This window comes from Knoellia sp. S7-12 (assembly GCF_040518285.1).
Taxonomy (GTDB): Bacteria; Actinomycetota; Actinomycetes; order Actinomycetales; family Dermatophilaceae; genus Knoellia.
The window spans coordinates 3,604,762-3,620,375 of record NZ_CP155449.1; the positions used below are offsets into that span (position 1 = coordinate 3,604,762).

Genomic DNA, 15,614 nt, shown 5'->3' on the forward strand with positions numbered 1-15,614 from the left:
GCGTTGGTTTGCGCCTGTCACTCATGGTGCCGAACGGGCTGTCACATTTTCGACACTCGCTGCATCACTTGTGCGGTGCCTCAAGGATCAGGTCGCGACCAGATGCGCGACGACATAGAGCACCCCGAACGGGTCGCTCACCTCACACGACTCAACCCGGTATGCCGTCCGCCCACCTGCCGCTGCCCTCACCCCTGCGTCTGCGGATGTGGTTGCTAGAGCAGCCGTATCCGCAGACGCAACGTCACCGGCGGAGCCCACAGCAGCGGCGAGCACCTGGAGTGGAGCGCGACCCGCGACGAGCAGGTCGGCGCAGAGCTCGGGATCGAGATCGAGGAGGCGCTCCAGGCCGCTCTCCCCCGCAGTGCGCACGGCATCCACGATCACGTCGTCGATGTCGGTTGCGCGGGGGTCGAGGTGGCCGGGGGCCTTCTCGGTGCGGCGGGCCGAACCGTCCGCGACGACGAGCAGCGTTGTCGCGCCCTGGGGTTCAAGTCCGCGCCCGAGGTCAACACACTCCTCGAGAGTGGCATCCCAGGCCACGGCGACATGCTCGACGTCGAAGTTCTCGTGGGTCGCCGCGAGCAGGTGGTCGGCGACCCGCAGACCCACTGCTGGCTTCGTGCTTCGCGCGTCCCGGTCGGTCGCGTGCACGACGACGACGTGATGGGCCGACGCGACGGCCTCACGGACCACAGTGATGCAGGACTCGATCAGACCGGGCGCGGCAGAAATGCGGCCCTGGTACTCCGGCAGCAGGAGCGGAGCACCGGGCACGATGACGACGTCGGTGATCACGCGAGCCCCCTGGCGGTCCGAGCGGGTGGCAGGTCGCCCGAGATGACCGACACCATGTCGAGCACCTGCCGGGTCTCGACGACCTCGTGGACGCGATAGATGTGGGCGCCGTGCCACGCCGAGATCGCCGTCGCGGCAAGGGTGCCGGTCAGCCGCTCCCCCACGGGCAGATCGAGCGCCTCCCCCACGAAGTCCTTGTTGGACAGGGACACGAGCAGCGGCCAGTCCAGGGCCACGAGGTCGCCGAGCCGACGGGTCACCTCGAGCGAGTGCCACGAGTTCTTGCCGAAGTCATGCGCCGGGTCGATGATGATCCGCTCCCGCGCGACCCCCACCGACACGGCCCGATCAGCCTGTGCCACAAGGGATTGCCCGACAGACTCGACGACATCGTCGTATTCGATCCGGTGCGGCCGCGTCCTCGGCGTCACGCCCCCAGTGTGGGTGCACACCACGGCAGCATCGAACTCTGCCGCCACGACGACCAGCTCCGGGTCGGCGCCACCCCAGGCGTCGTTGAGGATGTCGGCGCCCACCTCGAGCACGGCCCGCCCCACCGAGGCCCGCCACGTGTCGACGCTGATGAGCAGGTCGGGGTGCTCGGCGCGCACCGCTGCAACGAAGTCGACAACGCGCGCCTTCTCCTCGTCAGCACCGATCTCGACGCCGGGCGCGGCCTTGATCCCGCCGATGTCGACGATGTCTGCACCCTGAGCCACGACCTCGCGCACCCGATCCATCGCCGCGTCCTCACGCCACGTCGCGCCTTTGTCATAGAACGAGTCGGGGGTGCGGTTGACGATGGCCATGACGAGCCGCGAGCGCGCGTCGAACTCACGCGACCCGAGACGGAAGGTGAGCTCACTCATCGGGAGTCCGCGCGGGTCCCACGCTCTGCGTGGGCCGGCATACCCACTGAAACGGCCGGAGGCCGCTCACCCGTGGCCACCGCGGTGACGTGCGGCTCGAAGCCGACGGCACCACGGGCGTACTGCGTGAGGTCGACCGTCGACCCAGCCGTCACGTCGTCGACCTCGCCAGGCACACGGCGACGGTCGGCGGCTGCGAGGACCTGGACTGCCATGAGACCGAGCGTGTCATGGCGGTGGTGGCGGTGTGTGCGCAGGCCGAGGTCGACCTGCGCGATCGCATCGACGCCGAAGCGGCCGGCCGTGTCGAGGACGGCCGCGATCTCGACGCCGTAGCCGACCGGCACGGCATAGGACTCAAAACTGGAGCGCCGGATCGCCCACTCGCCCGACAGCGGCTGCACGATGCCAGCCAGCTCGGGGCGGTGCAGGGCGAGCCAGGGGCGCGCGACGAGCTCGGTCACGCGGCCACCGATCTCCTCCTCGCGCCCGGACGCGTCGATCATCGGCCGGTCATAGATGGCCTTGACGAGGTGGATGTCGTCGCGTGTGAGGAGAGGGCCCAGGAGACCGGTGACGAAGTGGGTGCCCCAGTCGACGAGGTCTGCATCGACGAACACGACAAGGTCGCCGCGCGTGACGAACTGCGACTTCCACAACGCCTCACCCTTGCCCGCGACGGAGCCGAGCTCGGGTCGGATCTCGGCGGCCGTGTGGACGCTCGCGCCTGCCTGCCGCGCCACGTCGCCTGTGGCATCGGTCGAGTCGGAGTCGATGACGACGACCTCGTCGACGAGCCCACCACCATCAGGCCGGACGAAGTCGGCGAGGATCCGCTCGACGACGGCAGCGACGGTCGCCTCTTCGTTCTTGGCGGGGATGACGACGGAGATCGCCTGATCGCCTTTGAGGCGCAGCAGGCCTTCGGGCGTCCAATCAGATGCCGAGTATGCCGGCCCACGCAGAGCGTGGGACCCGCGCTCGCCCGAGCCCGTCCCCTTGCCCACCGCTGTCGTCACCCGCCGAACGTCGGGCGGCGCTTCTCGCGGAAGGCACAGAGCCCCTCGACGAAATCGTCGGTGCGGAGCAGGGCGTGCTGGCCACGCTCCTCGCGGTCGAGGGTGGCATCGAGATCGATCGCCGCGGCCGTGATGGCCGCGGTGGTGAGGGCCGTGCCCTCGGGTGCGAGGGAGGCCAGGTGCGCGATCAGCTCGTCGGCCCGGGCGCAGAAGCCCTCTGCTGCAACGGATTCCGACACCAGACCCCACTCGGCTGCCGTGGCGCCGCTGATCTTCTCGCCGGTGAGGGCAAGGCGGAGCGCCCGCGCACGACCGATGGAGGCCACGACGAGTGAGGTGGCGCCGCCGTCGGGCATGAGACCGAGGGCGCCGAAGGCCAGGAGAAGTTTGGCGTCGTCGGCGACGAGGACGTAGTCGGCGGCGAGGGCGATCGACAGACCCGCTCCCGCGGCGACTCCGGGGACGAGCGACAGCACGGGGGTTCGGGCCTCGAGGATCGCCCGCACGGCCGAACCCAGTCCGAACAACGTGCCGTCGATGTCTCCGATGGTCTCGTGGGTCGCGATGTTTGCCCCGGCGCAGAAGGCACGCCCCTCACCGGCGAGCACGATGACCCGGACCGACGGGTCGGCGTCGAGTCGGGAGACCCCGGCCGTGAGGGCTTCGAGCATGGGTGGGTCTAGGGAGTTGAGCCGCTCCGGCACGGCGAACGTGATGCGTCCGATGCTTCCGTCGACCGCGACCTTCACATCGCCGGTCGTCATGCGTCGGCCTTGGTCGCGTTGGGTCGGTAGGAGGTGACGAGCAGCCCGGCGGCCGCGGCGACTCCACCGACGAGGGCGATCACGCCCCAACCGAGTCCGGCGAGGTCGAGCCCGAAGGCATGGTCCAGAGACCAGCGGCCGGGCCCGACCACCGCGAGCGCGACCGCGACGATCGCCACGAGCACGACGTACTCAGCGCCACCCTTGAAGATGAAGTAGCCCTTGCCGCGGTGGTCGGTGAGCGCCGCCACCGTCATGAGTCCGACGAAAGCCATCGCCCCGAGGCCGTTGAGCAGTCCCAGGGTGACGATGGCCCCCGCGCCGATCTCGGTCGCCGCCGCGACCCGGGCGTGCAACCAGCCCGGTCTGAGACCGAGTGACTCGAACCAGCTGGCCGTGCCTGTGAGCCCGCCCCGGACCTTGTTGAGTCCGTGGAGGATCAGCATGGGACCGAGCGCGAGTCGGATGACGAGCGTGGCGACGTCGAGCTCGGTCGAGGAGATCGCGGTGGCATCCATCAGGCAGCACCGTCCGTCGGGTCGGCGGGCACGAGCTCGCGCAGGCCGGGAACGACCTGCTCTGTGAAGGTCCGCAGGAACCGCTCCTGGTCATGGCCGGGGCCGTGGAAGACGAGGTGGTCGAAGCCGAGATCGGTGTACTCCTTGACGGCAGCGACCACGTCCTCGGGCTTCGAGGCGACGATCCAGCGCTTCGCGACCTGCTCGATGGGCAGCTCGTCGGCGGCCTTCTCCATCTCGGCAGGGCTGTGGATCGAGTGCTTCTGCTCGGGCGTGAGCGACAGCGGCGCCCAGAAGCGGGTGTTCTCGAGAGCCTGGTCGGCGTCCGGGTCCCACGACACCTTGATCTCGATCATCCGATCGATGTCGCTCGCGGGCCGGTCGGCCTTCCCCAGTCCCTGCGCCACGGCGGGCAGCAGCTTGTCGGCATACAGCTCGCGCCCCTTGCCGGAGGTGCAGATGAAACCGTCACCGGACCGCCCGGCATACCGGGCCACGAGCGGACCGCCCGCGGCCACATACACAGGGATCGGCACGTCCGGACGGTCGAAGATCCGGGCGTCCTCGGTCCGGTAGTAGTCGCCCTCGAACGTCACGGACTCTTCGGTCCACAGCGCGCGCATGAGCTTGACCGACTCACGCAGCCGCGCGAAACGCTCCTTGAACTCGGGCCAGCCGCTCTCGGGGACCGACCCGACAGCAACCTCATTGAGCGCCTCACCTGTGCCCACGCCGAGCATGATGCGACCCGGTGCAAGGCAGCCCAGCGTCGCGAACGTCTGCGCGACAACGGCCGGGTTGTAGCGATAGGTCGGCGTCATCACCGACGTGCCGAGCAGCACTCGCTCGGTGCGCGCCGCGACCCACGACAACCACGCGATGGAGTTCGGGGCGTGCCCACCTTCGAGCCGCCAGGGCTGGAAGTGGTCGGAGATCGTGACCGAGTCCAGTCCCAGCTCCTCGGCGAGGACGGCGTATGCCGCGAGGTCGGATGGGGCGAACTGCTCCGCCGAAGCCTTGTAGCCGATGCGCATGCCGCCCATCCTCTCCCATGGAGTCCACACCGGGTCGGGGCGCCGCACGACGCCACCCGAACCGAAGGCTGAACTCCGCGCCGACCCAATGCGTGGACGGGCCTACGCTTGGTCCTGCGTGAGACCCACGCCCAACATTTCGCTGCGTCATCCCGCGGCCCAGCACTGACAAAGGAGTCACCACCGTGACCGCGTCGCCCATCGCGTCCGCACGTCCGAACGTCGCGCCGACCCTCTCGACCCTCTCGAGTCTTTCAACCGCCCGGCACGAGCAGGTCATCCACTGCTCCGATCCGAGGTCCGGCCTGCGCGCGATCATCGCGATCCACAACAGCGCGCTCGGCCCGGCGCTGGGTGGCACCCGCTGCTACCCCTACGCCACCGACGACGAGGCCCTGGCCGACGTCCTGCGCCTCTCGCGCGGCATGTCCTACAAGAACGCCGTCGCGGGCATCCCGCACGGTGGCGGCAAGGCCGTCATCATCGGCGACCCGGCGACGCTCAAGACGCCCGAGCTGTTGCGGGCCTACGGCCGGTTCGTCGAGAGCCTCGGCGGCCGCTACGTCACCGCGTGTGATGTGGGCACCTATGTGCAGGACATGGACATCGTCGCCGAGACGACCCGCTTCGCGACCGGCCGCTCCCCCGAGAACGGTGGCGCCGGGGATTCCTCGGTCCTCACGGCCTTCGGCGTCTTCCAGGGCATGCGTGCCGCAGCCCAGCACGTGTGGGGTGAGTCCACGCTCCGCGGTCGCCGAGTCGGCATCGCGGGCGTTGGCAAGGTCGGACGCGTCCTCGCTGGTCACCTCGTCGAGGACGGCGCGCAGGTCGTCGTCACCGATATCAACGCCGCCGCCGTCGCCGCACTCCAGGCCAACCACACCGGGATCGAGACCCTCGGCGATGTCGCAGCCCTCGTGCGCGCCGACCTCGACGTCTATGCCCCCTGCGCCCTCGGTGGAGCCCTCGACGACGACACCGTCGACGTCCTCAAGGCCCGCATCGTCTGCGGAGGCGCCAACAACCAGCTCGTGACCGAAGGTGATGGCGGCACCGCCGACCGGCTCGTCGCCCGCGGCGTCACCTACTGCCCCGACTTCCTCGTCAACGCCGGCGGTGTCATCCAGGTGAGCGACGAGCTCCTCGGCTTCGACTTCGATCGGGCCAAGGTTGGCGCCACCGCGATCTTCGAGCACACCCTCGAAGTCCTCCGCACCGCCGACGAGCGTGGCGAGACGCCCGCCGCCGCTGCCGACCACATCGCCGAGAAGCGCATGGCGGCCGGTTCACCGGTGATCTGGCTCCCCCAGCGCTGACCGTTTGGCGGGCTCCACGTGCGACACGTCTCAGTGTGCCGACCCGTGCAGCGGAATCAGTCAGGGCTGCTGTAGCGTTGACCCCACGACATACACACGATTCCCGGGACCGCAGCTCGACTTGGGATGACCCTTTTAGGGCCGTCCCTTTGGGTGTGCCGCCCGGCAGACGCACAAGGGGGTCTCGCCATGGGGCGCGGCCGAGCAAAAGCCAAGCAGACCAAGGTGGCACGCGAGCTGAAGTACTTCAGCCCCGACACCGACCTGAGCTCGCTTGAGCGCGAACTCCACGGGAGCGCTCCGACGCTGCCTTCGACTCGGGTCGCCGAGCCGGAGACCGAAGAGGATGACTACGACAAGTGGGTCAACGGGAGTCGTTGACGTCTGACTTCTCGTCTGGCGTCTGACATCTGAATTGTCTCCCGCGTCTCTCGTGCACGTCTGCGAACGGCATGCACTTTCTGTCGTCTGAGATCTGCCATGCTCACGGGCATGACTGACGTGCGTACTGCCGACGCTGCCAAGCGCCTCGGCGTCGAGACCACCGGCATCGAGATCATCGACGAGGCGGAGCGAACCGCCGCACCCCGAGATCTCTTCTGGCCGTGGTTCGCCGCCAACGTCTCGGTGTTCGGCATCTCCTACGCCGCGTTCGTCCTCGGCTTCGGCATCTCCTTCTGGCAGGCCGTCGTTGTGACCATCGTCGGCATCATCGTGTCCTTCGCCCTGTGCGGGATCATCGCGATCGCCGGCAAGCGCGGGTCCGCCCCGACGATGGTGCTGTCGCGGGCAGCCTTCGGTGTCAAGGGACAGAAGGTGCCCGGCGTCGTCTCCTGGCTGGTCTCGATCGGCTGGGAGACCTTCCTCGCGATCCTCGCCGTTCTTGCCACCTCGACCATCTTCGAGCGACTCGGCTGGGGTGGCGGGACCGCCACCAAGGTCGTGGCCGCCTTCATCGTGGCCGCCATGATCGTCGCTGCGGCCGTCGCCGGCTACCACGTCATCATGCGGATGCAGTCGGTCCTCACCTGGATCACCGGCGTCATCACCGTGCTCTATGTCGTCATGACCATCGGTGACGTCAACTGGTCGGCCGTGTCGGCGATGCCCTCCGGCGGCATCGGTGCCACGATCGGCGCGCTCGTCCTGGTCATGACGGGATTCGGGCTCGGCTGGATCAACATCGCCGCCGACTGGTCGCGCTACCAGCGGCGTGACGCGAGCGGCGCCGCGATCGCGGGTTGGAACACCTTCGGCGGAGCCCTGGCCCCGGCGCTGCTCGTGACCTATGGGTTGGCCCTCGCGGGCTCTGACCCCAAGGTCCTCGAGGGCATCGGCGCCGACCCGATCGGCACCCTGGCCACGCTGTTGCCGACATGGGTGCTCGTGCCCTTCCTCGTCGCGGCGATCCTCTCGCTCGTGTCCGGCGCCGTCCTCGGCATCTACTCGTCCGGACTCACCCTGCTCTCGCTCGGCGTGCGGATCCCGCGCCCGATGGCCGCCCTCGTCGACGGTGTCATCCTCACCCTCGGCACCTTCTATGTCGTCTTCGTCGCCGAGAACTTCATCAACCCGTTCCAGTCCTTCCTCATCACCCTCGGCGTGCCCCTGGCCTCGTGGGCGGGGATCATGATCGCCGACATCGCCCTGCGCAAGCGGGACTACGACGACGACGCCCTGTTTGACTCCTCAGGGCGCTACGGCGCGTTCGACTGGGTGTCGATCGGGACCATGGTCGCGGCGTCCGTGCTCGGCTGGGGCCTGGTCGTCAACAACTTTGCCGATGACGCCGCCTGGAACAACTGGCAGGGCTTCCTGCTCGATCCGCTCGGCCTCGGGACCTTTGTCGAGGACCCCGCCGGGTCCTACTGGGAGGGCACCTTCGCCTACGCCAACCTCGGCGTCCTCCTCGCGCTCATCCTCTCGTTCGCCGTCACCTACGTCGCCCGGCGCGGCAAGGTGCAGCGCCAGGAGAGCGGCGCATGAACCCAGAACACGTCGAATCCATCGAGCCGCTGGACGACGAATGGCTCGTCATCATTGATCCCCAGTTGGTCTTCGCCGATCCGGGCTCGAGCCCTTGGGGCTCGCCCATGTGGGCAGAGACGGTGCCGCGCATCGCACGTCTCGCGACGGCATACGCCGGAAGGGTTGTCGTGACCCGCTTCGTCGCCGACCCGAGCCTGGGCGGTTCGTGGGGGCCGTACTACGACGCCTGGCCGTTCGCTCTCGTGCCGGACGACCATCCTCTGTATGCCGTGGTGCCAGAGCTCGTTGGCCTCGCCGATCACGTGGTCACCGAGGGCACCTTCGGCAAGTGGGGTCCGCGGCTGAGATCGGTCATCGGGGAGCAACCACGGATCGCGCTGGCAGGCGTGGCGACGGACTGCTGTGTCATCGCCACCGCGATGCCCGCCGGTGACGCCGGGGCGAGCGTGCGCGTCATCGCTCAGGCGTGCGCCGGGTCAAGCGTCGAGAAGCACGAGCAGGCGCTCGGCGCCATGGAGATGTTCGCGCCGCAGATCCTCATCGCCTGACGGTGGTCTCAGGCGGGGTGGTCGCCGACGACCTGGACGGAGCCGCCGTCCACTCCCTTGGCGCCACGCACGACCTCGACCCCATCCTCGATGGGGGCATCCTCGAGCGCCGTGACCTCGCCCATCATCCAGGCGGCGATCCCGCTCTGCGCCAAGGTGGACATGGCCAGCTCGGCCTGATCCGCGGGAAGCATCGCAACGAAGCCGACACCCATGTTGAGGGTGCGCTCGATGTCGGCCTGCGGGACCCGGCCGAGCCGCTGGACCGTCGAGAACACGGGGGGTGGAGTCCACGTGGACCGATCGACACGCGCGAACACGTCATCGGGCAGAACCCGAGCGAGGTTCGCTGCGAGACCCCCGCCGGTGATGTGTGACAGGGCGTGGATGTCGAGACCGTCGGTGCCGATCAGGTCGAGCAGGTCACGCGAATAGACCCGGGTCGGCTCGAGGAGCTCCTCGCCAAGGGTGCGGCCGAACTCGTCGACATGCCGGTCGAGCGCCCACCCTGCATGATCCATGACCTTGCGCACCAACGAATAGCCGTTGGAGTGAAGACCCGAGCTGGCCAGCCCCAGCACGACGTCGCCGGTGCGAACGCGCTGCGGACCCAGCACCGCGGCATACTCCACGACTCCGGTCGCGGCACCCGCGACGTCGTACTCGTCCGGCTCCAGAAGCCCGGGGTGCTCGGCGGTCTCGCCACCGATGAGCGCGACGCCGGCCTGCTCGCAGGCGCGGGCGATGCCGCCGACGATCGCCGCGATGCGCTCGGGTACGACCTTGCCGGTCGCGATGTAGTCGGTCATGAAGAGCGGCTCGGCGCCGCACACGACGATGTCGTCGACGACCATGCCGACGAGGTCGAAGCCGATGGTGTCGTGGATATCGAGCGCCTGGGCGATGGCGACCTTGGTCCCCACGCCGTCGGTCGAGGTCGCAAGGACCGGCCGGTCCATCCGGGCGATGGCGGAGGCGTCGAACATGCCGGCGAAGCCACCGAGCCCTCCAAGGACCTCGGGTCGGGTCGCGCGACGGACGTCGGCCTTCATCAGCTCGACGGCCTTGTCACCAGCCTCGACATCGACTCCGGCTGCGGCATAGGTGATCTGTTCGCCCTGATCGGTCACGCCGGTCAGCCTAGTTCCCGCATCGGTCACGGACGACGGACGGCCTCGGCCGCCCCACCAGAGGCGGTCACCGAGACGCGCTCCACGTCGAGGGTGCCGGCTTCGGTCGCGTCGGTCTCTCCCTCGTCAACGGCGAACTCGAGCTCGAGCAGGCCCTTGCCGAGCCGGTCGGACGACGGCAGCTCCAGCGGGTAGTCACCGGTGAAGCAGGCCGTGCAGAGGCGCTCGCGCTCCTGGTTGGTGGCCGCGATCATGCCGTCCTCGGAGATGTAGCCGAGGGAGTCGGCGCCGATCGAGTTGCAGACCTCCTCGACCCCGATGCCGGTCGCAATGAGCTCGGCCCGGGTCGCGAAGTCGATGCCATAGAAGCAGGGCCAGCGCACCGGCGGCGACGAGATGCGCACGTGGACCTCGGCGGCTCCGGCCTCGCGCAGCATGCGCACCAACGCCCGCTGGGTGTTGCCGCGCACGATCGAGTCATCGACGACGATGAGGCGCTTGCCCTTGATGACGTCCTTGAGCGGGTTGAGCTTGAGCCGGATGCCGAGCTGGCGGATCGTCTGCGACGGCGCGATGAAGGTGCGCCCGACATAGGCGTTCTTGACCAGGCCCTGGCCGTAGGGGATACCCGACTCCTGGGCATAGCCGATCGCGGCCGGCGTGCCCGACTCGGGCGTCGGCATGACGAGGTCGGCCTCGACGGGGTGCTCACGGGCGAGGGCTCGACCCATCTCGACGCGTGCCTCGTGGACGACCTGACCGTTGATCGTCGTGTCGGGGCGGGCGAGATAGACGTACTCGAAGACGCAGCCCTTGCGGTCGGTCTCGGCGAAGCGCTGCGACCGCAGCCCGTCCTCGTCGATGGCGATGAGCTCGCCCGGCTCGACCTCACGGATGAAGGATGCACCGACGATGTCGAGGGCTGCCGTCTCGGAGGCGACTACCCAGCCACGCTCAAGGCGACCGAGCACGAGGGGACGGATCCCCTGAGGGTCGCGGGCGGCATACAGGGTGTGCTCGTTCATGAAGACGAAACAGAAGGCGCCGCGCAGCTTCGGAAGGACCTCGAGCGCCGCGTTCTCGACCGTGCGGTCCGGGTCGGCGGTGAGCAGAGCGGTGACCAGCGCGGTGTCGGTCGTGTTGCCTCGACCGAGCTCGCCACGGTGACGGCCGGGGTCAGAGCCGGCGTCGACGAGGTCGCGCAGCTCGGCGGAGTTGATGAGGTTGCCGTTGTGGGCCAGGGCGAGAGTGCCACCGTCGTGGCCGCCGAGGGTCGGCTGGGCGTTCTCCCAGGTGGACCCGCCAGTGGTCGAGTAGCGGCAGTGGCCGATGGCGAGATGACCGGTGAGTGAAGCGAGGGATCGCTCATCGAAGACCTGTGAGACGAGGCCCATGTCCTTGTAGACAAGGAGGCGTCGGCCGTTGCTCGCCGCGATGCCGGCAGACTCCTGGCCGCGGTGCTGCAGCGCATAGAGGCCGTAGTAGGTCAGCTTGGCGACATCCTCACCGGGAGCCCAGACGCCGAAGACCCCGCAAGCGTCCTGCGGCCCCTTCTCACCGGGCATCAGGTCGTGGGTCAGTTGTCCGTCTCCGCGTGCCACACTCCAAGTGTCCCATGGGTTCGCGGGACACCGACACGTTGATGCGACGGACGTCCGCCCACCCATCCGCCTTGTCTCCCGCTCCGAATGGTTTGACATGGATGCTTCCGCTCACACCAGACCGGCGCGATGGCCGTATGCCGTGAGCGGGCTTCTCGCAGCCGCTTCCGGCGCCGCCGCGGGCCACCTCGTTGCCGCTTTCGTCGCGCCCGAGTCCTCACCCGTGCTCGCCGTGGGTTCGCAGGTCATCGACGCGACACCCACCCCGGTCAAGGAATGGGCCGTCGCGACGATGGGGACTGCCGACAAGCCGATCCTCATCGGCAGCGTCGGCGTCGTCACCCTGATCTTCGCCGCGGTTGCCGGGTTGGTGTCCCGCCGCCACCCCACCGTCGGCCGCCTCATGATCGTCGTGCTCGCCGCCCTGGCCGCCGCCGCAGCTGTCCTGCGACCCACTGCTGGACAGACCGACGTCATCCCGGGCCTCGTGACCGGACTCGTCGGAGTCGGTGTGCTCGGCCTCCTGCTGCGGCTGATCCCACGCGCTGGGGGCGTGGGAGACGTTGCCGACGCCTCGGCCGTCGAGAGCCCGACCGACCACAACGCACGAGCCACCGGAGAGACGACCTCCACCGGCCGCCGCTCCTTCCTCCTTGCCGCTGGTGGCGCAACGGTGGGCGCTGCCACTGTCGGCGCCTTTGGTCAACGACTCACGACCAACGCCATCGCCCCCTCCACTGTCGCCCTGCCCACCCCGGCGACCCCCTTGGGCGCTTTGCCGCAAGGGATCGAGGGCAAGGTCAAGGGCCTGACGGCGTTCCGCACCAGCAATCGCGACTTCTATCGCATCGACACGGCCCTGGTCATCCCTCGCGTCAACCCGGACGACTGGGAACTGACCATCGACGGAGACGTCGACAAGCCGTTCACGCTCACCTACGACGAGATCACCAAGATGGACCTCATCGAGAAGGACATCACGATGTGCTGCGTCAGCAACGAGGTCGGTGGCAGCTACATCGGTGCCGCCCGCTGGCTCGGCGTGCCCGTGCGAGAACTGTTGGAACGAGCCGGAGTTCGCTCCGGTGTCGACCAGATCCTCAGCACCTCCGTTGACGGCATGACGATCTCGACCCCGTTGCAGGCACTCACCGACGACCGCGACGCGCTGGTCGCGATCGGCATGAACGGTGAGGCCCTCCCCCGCCGCCACGGCTACCCCGTGCGGCTCGTGACCCCCGGTCTCTACGGCTTCGTCGGGTCGACGAAGTGGCTCAGCAGCCTCACTGCGACGACGTATGCCGCGAAGAAGGCCTACTGGACCGAGCGCGATTGGGCGACCGACGGCCGGGTCCTCACCCAATCCCGGATCGACACCCCTCGCGGTCTGGCGCAGCTCAAGGCCGGCAAGGTCGTCATAGGTGGAGTCGCCTGGGCCCAGGGACGCGGCATCGAGAAGGTCGAGATCCGCATCGACAAGGGTCCGTGGATGCCGGCAACCCTCGGCCCGGACGCCAACATCGACTACTGGCGCCAGTGGTTCCTCGAATGGGACGCACCTGCTGGGCAGCACGACATCACCGTGCGCGCCACCGACCTCACCGGTGCCGTCCAGGTCGAGAAGCGGGCCAGCCCGTTCCCCCGTGGAGCCACCGGCTGGCAGTCGATCCCCGTGAACGTCGAATAGCCAACGCTTTTGCTCTCCATGAGGGCACCTTGAGGGTCCGGACGGAAATTTTCCGTCCGGACCCTCACTTTGCTGCCATGGGGAGCAAAAGGTGAGGTGAGGTGGGAGCGGGAGGGGGCGGGCGGCATACCCAGCAGTAGGCATGTGAAAAAGATTGCGAAGTAGCCAATCCAGTCCTTGCGCGGCGGCGAATAGGTGGTGTACGCCAACCCGCTTTCAAGGAGACGACCATGAAGCTCACTCACCGCACCGCCGCCCTCGCCCTCGCACTCGCGCTGCCCCTCAGCCTCGCGGCCTGTGGCAGCTCCGAGGAGCCGGAAGCTGGCTCGACGTCCTCGTCGACCACCTCAGCGCCCGCCCCCTCGGAGTCCCCCTCGGAGTCGGCTTCCACCGACGACATGGCAACCAAGCCCTTCGGCGCAGCCTGCGACCAGGTTCCCGCCACGGGCGCCGGTTCGTTCGACGGCATGACGACCGCCCCGGTCGCCACCGCCGCGAGCGCCAACCCGCTCCTCAAGACCCTCGTGACCGCAGTTGGCGAAGCCGGCCTTGGCGACACCCTGAACAGCGCCCCGGCGCTCACTGTGTTCGCTCCGGTCGACAGCGCCTTCGCTGCCCTCCCCAAGGCGACGATGGATGCCGCGATGGCCGACCCCAAGGGTCTGCTCACCAAGGTGCTGACCAACCACGTCCTCGAGGGCAAGATCGCTCCCGACAAGATCGCCGGCGACCACAAGACCCTCGGTGGCGGAACGATCACCGTGGCCGGCAGCGGCGAGGACTTCAAGATCGGCGAGGCCAGCGTCATCTGCGGCAACGTGCAGACCGCCAACGCCACCGTCTACATCGTCGACAAGGTCCTTCTGCCCGCAATGTGATCGACGCCCACAAGGGCTCGATGAAGGCACCAGAGAAGAAGTAGGCAATCATGGTCGTCATGGCAGCAGTCGGATCAGGGGACACGTCCTCCCCGACTGCTGCCATGGGACCGGATCTCGGCGCTCTGCTGACGCGAGCCGCACGCGGTGACGAGTCGGCGTTCGCCCAGCTCTACGACGCCACCGCCGCCAGGATCCACGGTCTCGTCGTCCGAGTCGTCCGCGACCGGGCACAGAGCGAAGAGGTCACCCAAGAAGCCTTCCTCGACATCTGGCGGCACTGCACCCGCTTCGACCCCTCGCGGGGTTCACCGCTCTCGTGGATGCTCACCATCGCGCACCGCAAGGCGGTTGACCGGGTTCGCTCGGCCGAAGCCAGCAAGGCACGCGAAGTGGTCTACGAGATCAACACCACCGAACGTGAGCACGACTCGACGCTTGAAGAGGTCGAAGTCCGGCTCGACCAGCAACGCGTGCGTCGCGCTCTGGCCACCTTGACCGAGACCCAACGCGGTGCGGTGGAGTTGGCCTACCTGGGCGGACACACACACACCGAGGTCGCAGCACTTCTGGGCATTCCGCTCGGGACCGCGAAGACTCGGATTCGAGACGGACTCATCAGACTTAGGGACACTTTGGAGGTGACGGCATGAATCCAGACACCCACGCCTTGGCAGGTGCATATGCCGTCAATGCACTGACCGATGAGGAGCGACGCTCCTTCGAGCTTCACCTCGAGTTGTGCGACGACTGCCGCGCGGAGGTGGACGGGCTGCAAGAGGCCGCCGCTGCCTTGGCCGTCGACGTCGAGCTGTCTCCCCCTCCCGCACTGCGCGCCTCGGTCCTCTCGGCCATCTCGCAGACCCGCCAACTTTCGCCGATCGCCTCGGCCGGGCCGCCGCTGACTGCACTGCCTGCCGAGCCTCCTGTGACGGCACCCGAGAGCGGGTCAGCCACGCCGACTGAAGCTCCCGTCGACGAGCTCGCTGCTCGCCGTCGGTTCCGGGTGCAGCCGTGGCTCGCCGCGGCCGCTGCCGCCGCCGTCATCACGGTGGGTGGAACCGTGTGGCAGCCCTGGGACGACAACTCCCCACAGGGGACCATCACCGAACAGGTGCTCGCGGCGAGTGACGCCCAGCGTGTTGAGCAGCCGATGGGCAGCTCGAAGATCACCATCGTCCGCAGTCCCGCGCACAAGAAGGCCGTCTTCGTCGCTGATGCGATGCCTGAAGCCCCCTTCGGCAAGGCCTACCAGTTGTGGTTCGACGTCCCCGGCCGCGGCATGGTCAGCGCCGGCCTCATCCGAGGCAGCGGGGCGGTGACGATCCCGTTGCAGGGAGACGCGACCGTGGCCACAGGAGCCGGGATCACGCTGGAGCCGGCGAGCGGATCTGAGAAGCCGACCACCGACCCGGTGGCCCTCTTCTCGTTCGCCTGAAGGTTTCACGCCTCGCCTCACGGAT

At 68.4% G+C, this 15,614-nt stretch carries 16 protein-coding genes; 8 read left to right on the top strand and 8 right to left on the bottom strand.

Annotated features, from left to right (window positions below; genetic code table 11):
• Positions 1-87 precede the first annotated feature (87 nt).
• Genes V6K52_RS17385 through fgd form a run of 6 tightly spaced genes read right to left on the bottom strand, consistent with a single transcriptional unit; the run spans position 88 to position 5,002 of the window.
• Entirely contained in the window at positions 88-798 is a 711-nt protein-coding gene (locus V6K52_RS17385; RefSeq protein WP_353951372.1) for a hypothetical protein, read from the bottom strand.
• The gene (folP, locus tag V6K52_RS17390; RefSeq protein WP_353951373.1) at positions 795-1,667 is read right to left on the bottom strand and encodes a dihydropteroate synthase; all 873 of its coding nucleotides are present in this window, start codon (positions 1,665-1,667) and stop codon (positions 795-797) included. Before folP ends, V6K52_RS17385 begins: the two co-directional genes overlap by 4 nt.
• Positions 1,664-2,686, bottom strand: coding sequence for a glucosyl-3-phosphoglycerate synthase (locus tag V6K52_RS17395; RefSeq protein WP_353951374.1), 1,023 nt, complete (start codon positions 2,684-2,686; stop codon positions 1,664-1,666). Before V6K52_RS17395 ends, folP begins: the two co-directional genes overlap by 4 nt.
• Positions 2,683-3,450 carry an enoyl-CoA hydratase-related protein gene (locus V6K52_RS17400; RefSeq protein ID WP_353951375.1) on the bottom strand — a complete coding sequence of 256 codons (768 nt, stop codon included), beginning with the start codon at positions 3,448-3,450 and terminating at the stop codon, positions 2,683-2,685. Before V6K52_RS17400 ends, V6K52_RS17395 begins: the two co-directional genes overlap by 4 nt.
• Positions 3,447-3,968 (bottom strand): DoxX family protein, encoded by a 522-nt coding sequence (locus V6K52_RS17405; RefSeq protein ID WP_353951376.1) that lies wholly within the window; start codon positions 3,966-3,968, stop codon positions 3,447-3,449. The genes V6K52_RS17400 and V6K52_RS17405 overlap by 4 nt, the downstream gene beginning before the upstream one ends.
• On the bottom strand, positions 3,968-5,002 hold the full coding sequence (gene fgd / locus V6K52_RS17410) for a glucose-6-phosphate dehydrogenase (coenzyme-F420) (RefSeq protein WP_353951377.1): 1,035 nt from the start codon (positions 5,000-5,002) through the stop codon (positions 3,968-3,970). Before fgd ends, V6K52_RS17405 begins: the two co-directional genes overlap by 1 nt.
• A 185-nt stretch (positions 5,003-5,187) precedes the next feature.
• On the opposite strand from fgd, the gene V6K52_RS17415 reads away from it, so the two are divergent.
• The 4 genes from V6K52_RS17415 to V6K52_RS17430 all read left to right on the top strand — a co-directional run bounded on the left by V6K52_RS17415 (position 5,188) and on the right by V6K52_RS17430 (position 8,855).
• Positions 5,188-6,318: a Glu/Leu/Phe/Val dehydrogenase dimerization domain-containing protein gene (locus tag V6K52_RS17415; protein ID WP_353951378.1), complete on the top strand. Its 1,131-nt coding sequence runs from the start codon at positions 5,188-5,190 to the stop codon at positions 6,316-6,318.
• 189 nt (positions 6,319-6,507) lie between these two features.
• Entirely contained in the window at positions 6,508-6,699 is a 192-nt protein-coding gene (locus tag V6K52_RS17420; protein ID WP_353951379.1) for a DUF3073 domain-containing protein, read from the top strand.
• Positions 6,700-6,810: 111 nt separating this feature from the next.
• Positions 6,811-8,304, top strand: a complete 1,494-nt coding sequence (locus tag V6K52_RS17425; RefSeq protein ID WP_353951380.1) for a cytosine permease — start codon at positions 6,811-6,813, stop codon at positions 8,302-8,304.
• On the top strand, positions 8,301-8,855 hold the full coding sequence (locus V6K52_RS17430; protein ID WP_353951381.1) for a cysteine hydrolase: 555 nt from the start codon (positions 8,301-8,303) through the stop codon (positions 8,853-8,855). The genes V6K52_RS17425 and V6K52_RS17430 overlap by 4 nt, the downstream gene beginning before the upstream one ends.
• An 8-nt stretch (positions 8,856-8,863) precedes the next feature.
• Here V6K52_RS17430 and purM read toward each other — a convergent pair whose 3' ends face one another.
• Both purM and purF read right to left on the bottom strand, forming a co-directional pair.
• Positions 8,864-9,985 (bottom strand): phosphoribosylformylglycinamidine cyclo-ligase, encoded by a 1,122-nt coding sequence (gene purM / locus V6K52_RS17435; RefSeq protein ID WP_353951382.1) that lies wholly within the window; start codon positions 9,983-9,985, stop codon positions 8,864-8,866.
• Between the two features lie 26 nt (positions 9,986-10,011).
• On the bottom strand, positions 10,012-11,586 hold the full coding sequence (gene purF / locus V6K52_RS17440) for an amidophosphoribosyltransferase (RefSeq protein ID WP_353951383.1): 1,575 nt from the start codon (positions 11,584-11,586) through the stop codon (positions 10,012-10,014).
• A 97-nt stretch (positions 11,587-11,683) separates the two neighbouring features.
• Between purF and V6K52_RS17445 the strand changes: the two genes are divergently transcribed.
• The 4 genes from V6K52_RS17445 (at position 11,684) to V6K52_RS17460 (ending at position 15,589) form a co-directional block, all read left to right on the top strand.
• The gene (locus V6K52_RS17445; RefSeq protein WP_353951384.1) at positions 11,684-13,273 is read left to right on the top strand and encodes a molybdopterin-dependent oxidoreductase; all 1,590 of its coding nucleotides are present in this window, start codon (positions 11,684-11,686) and stop codon (positions 13,271-13,273) included.
• A gap of 230 nt (positions 13,274-13,503) precedes the next feature.
• Positions 13,504-14,151 (top strand): fasciclin domain-containing protein, encoded by a 648-nt coding sequence (locus tag V6K52_RS17450; protein ID WP_353951385.1) that lies wholly within the window; start codon positions 13,504-13,506, stop codon positions 14,149-14,151.
• Between the two features lie 104 nt (positions 14,152-14,255).
• Complete coding sequence (sigK, locus tag V6K52_RS17455; RefSeq protein WP_353953800.1) at positions 14,256-14,804, top strand: ECF RNA polymerase sigma factor SigK; 549 nt, start codon at positions 14,256-14,258, stop codon at positions 14,802-14,804.
• Complete coding sequence (locus V6K52_RS17460) at positions 14,801-15,589, top strand: anti-sigma factor (protein WP_353951386.1); 789 nt, start codon at positions 14,801-14,803, stop codon at positions 15,587-15,589. The genes sigK and V6K52_RS17460 overlap by 4 nt, the downstream gene beginning before the upstream one ends.
• Positions 15,590-15,614: the final 25 nt, after the last annotated feature.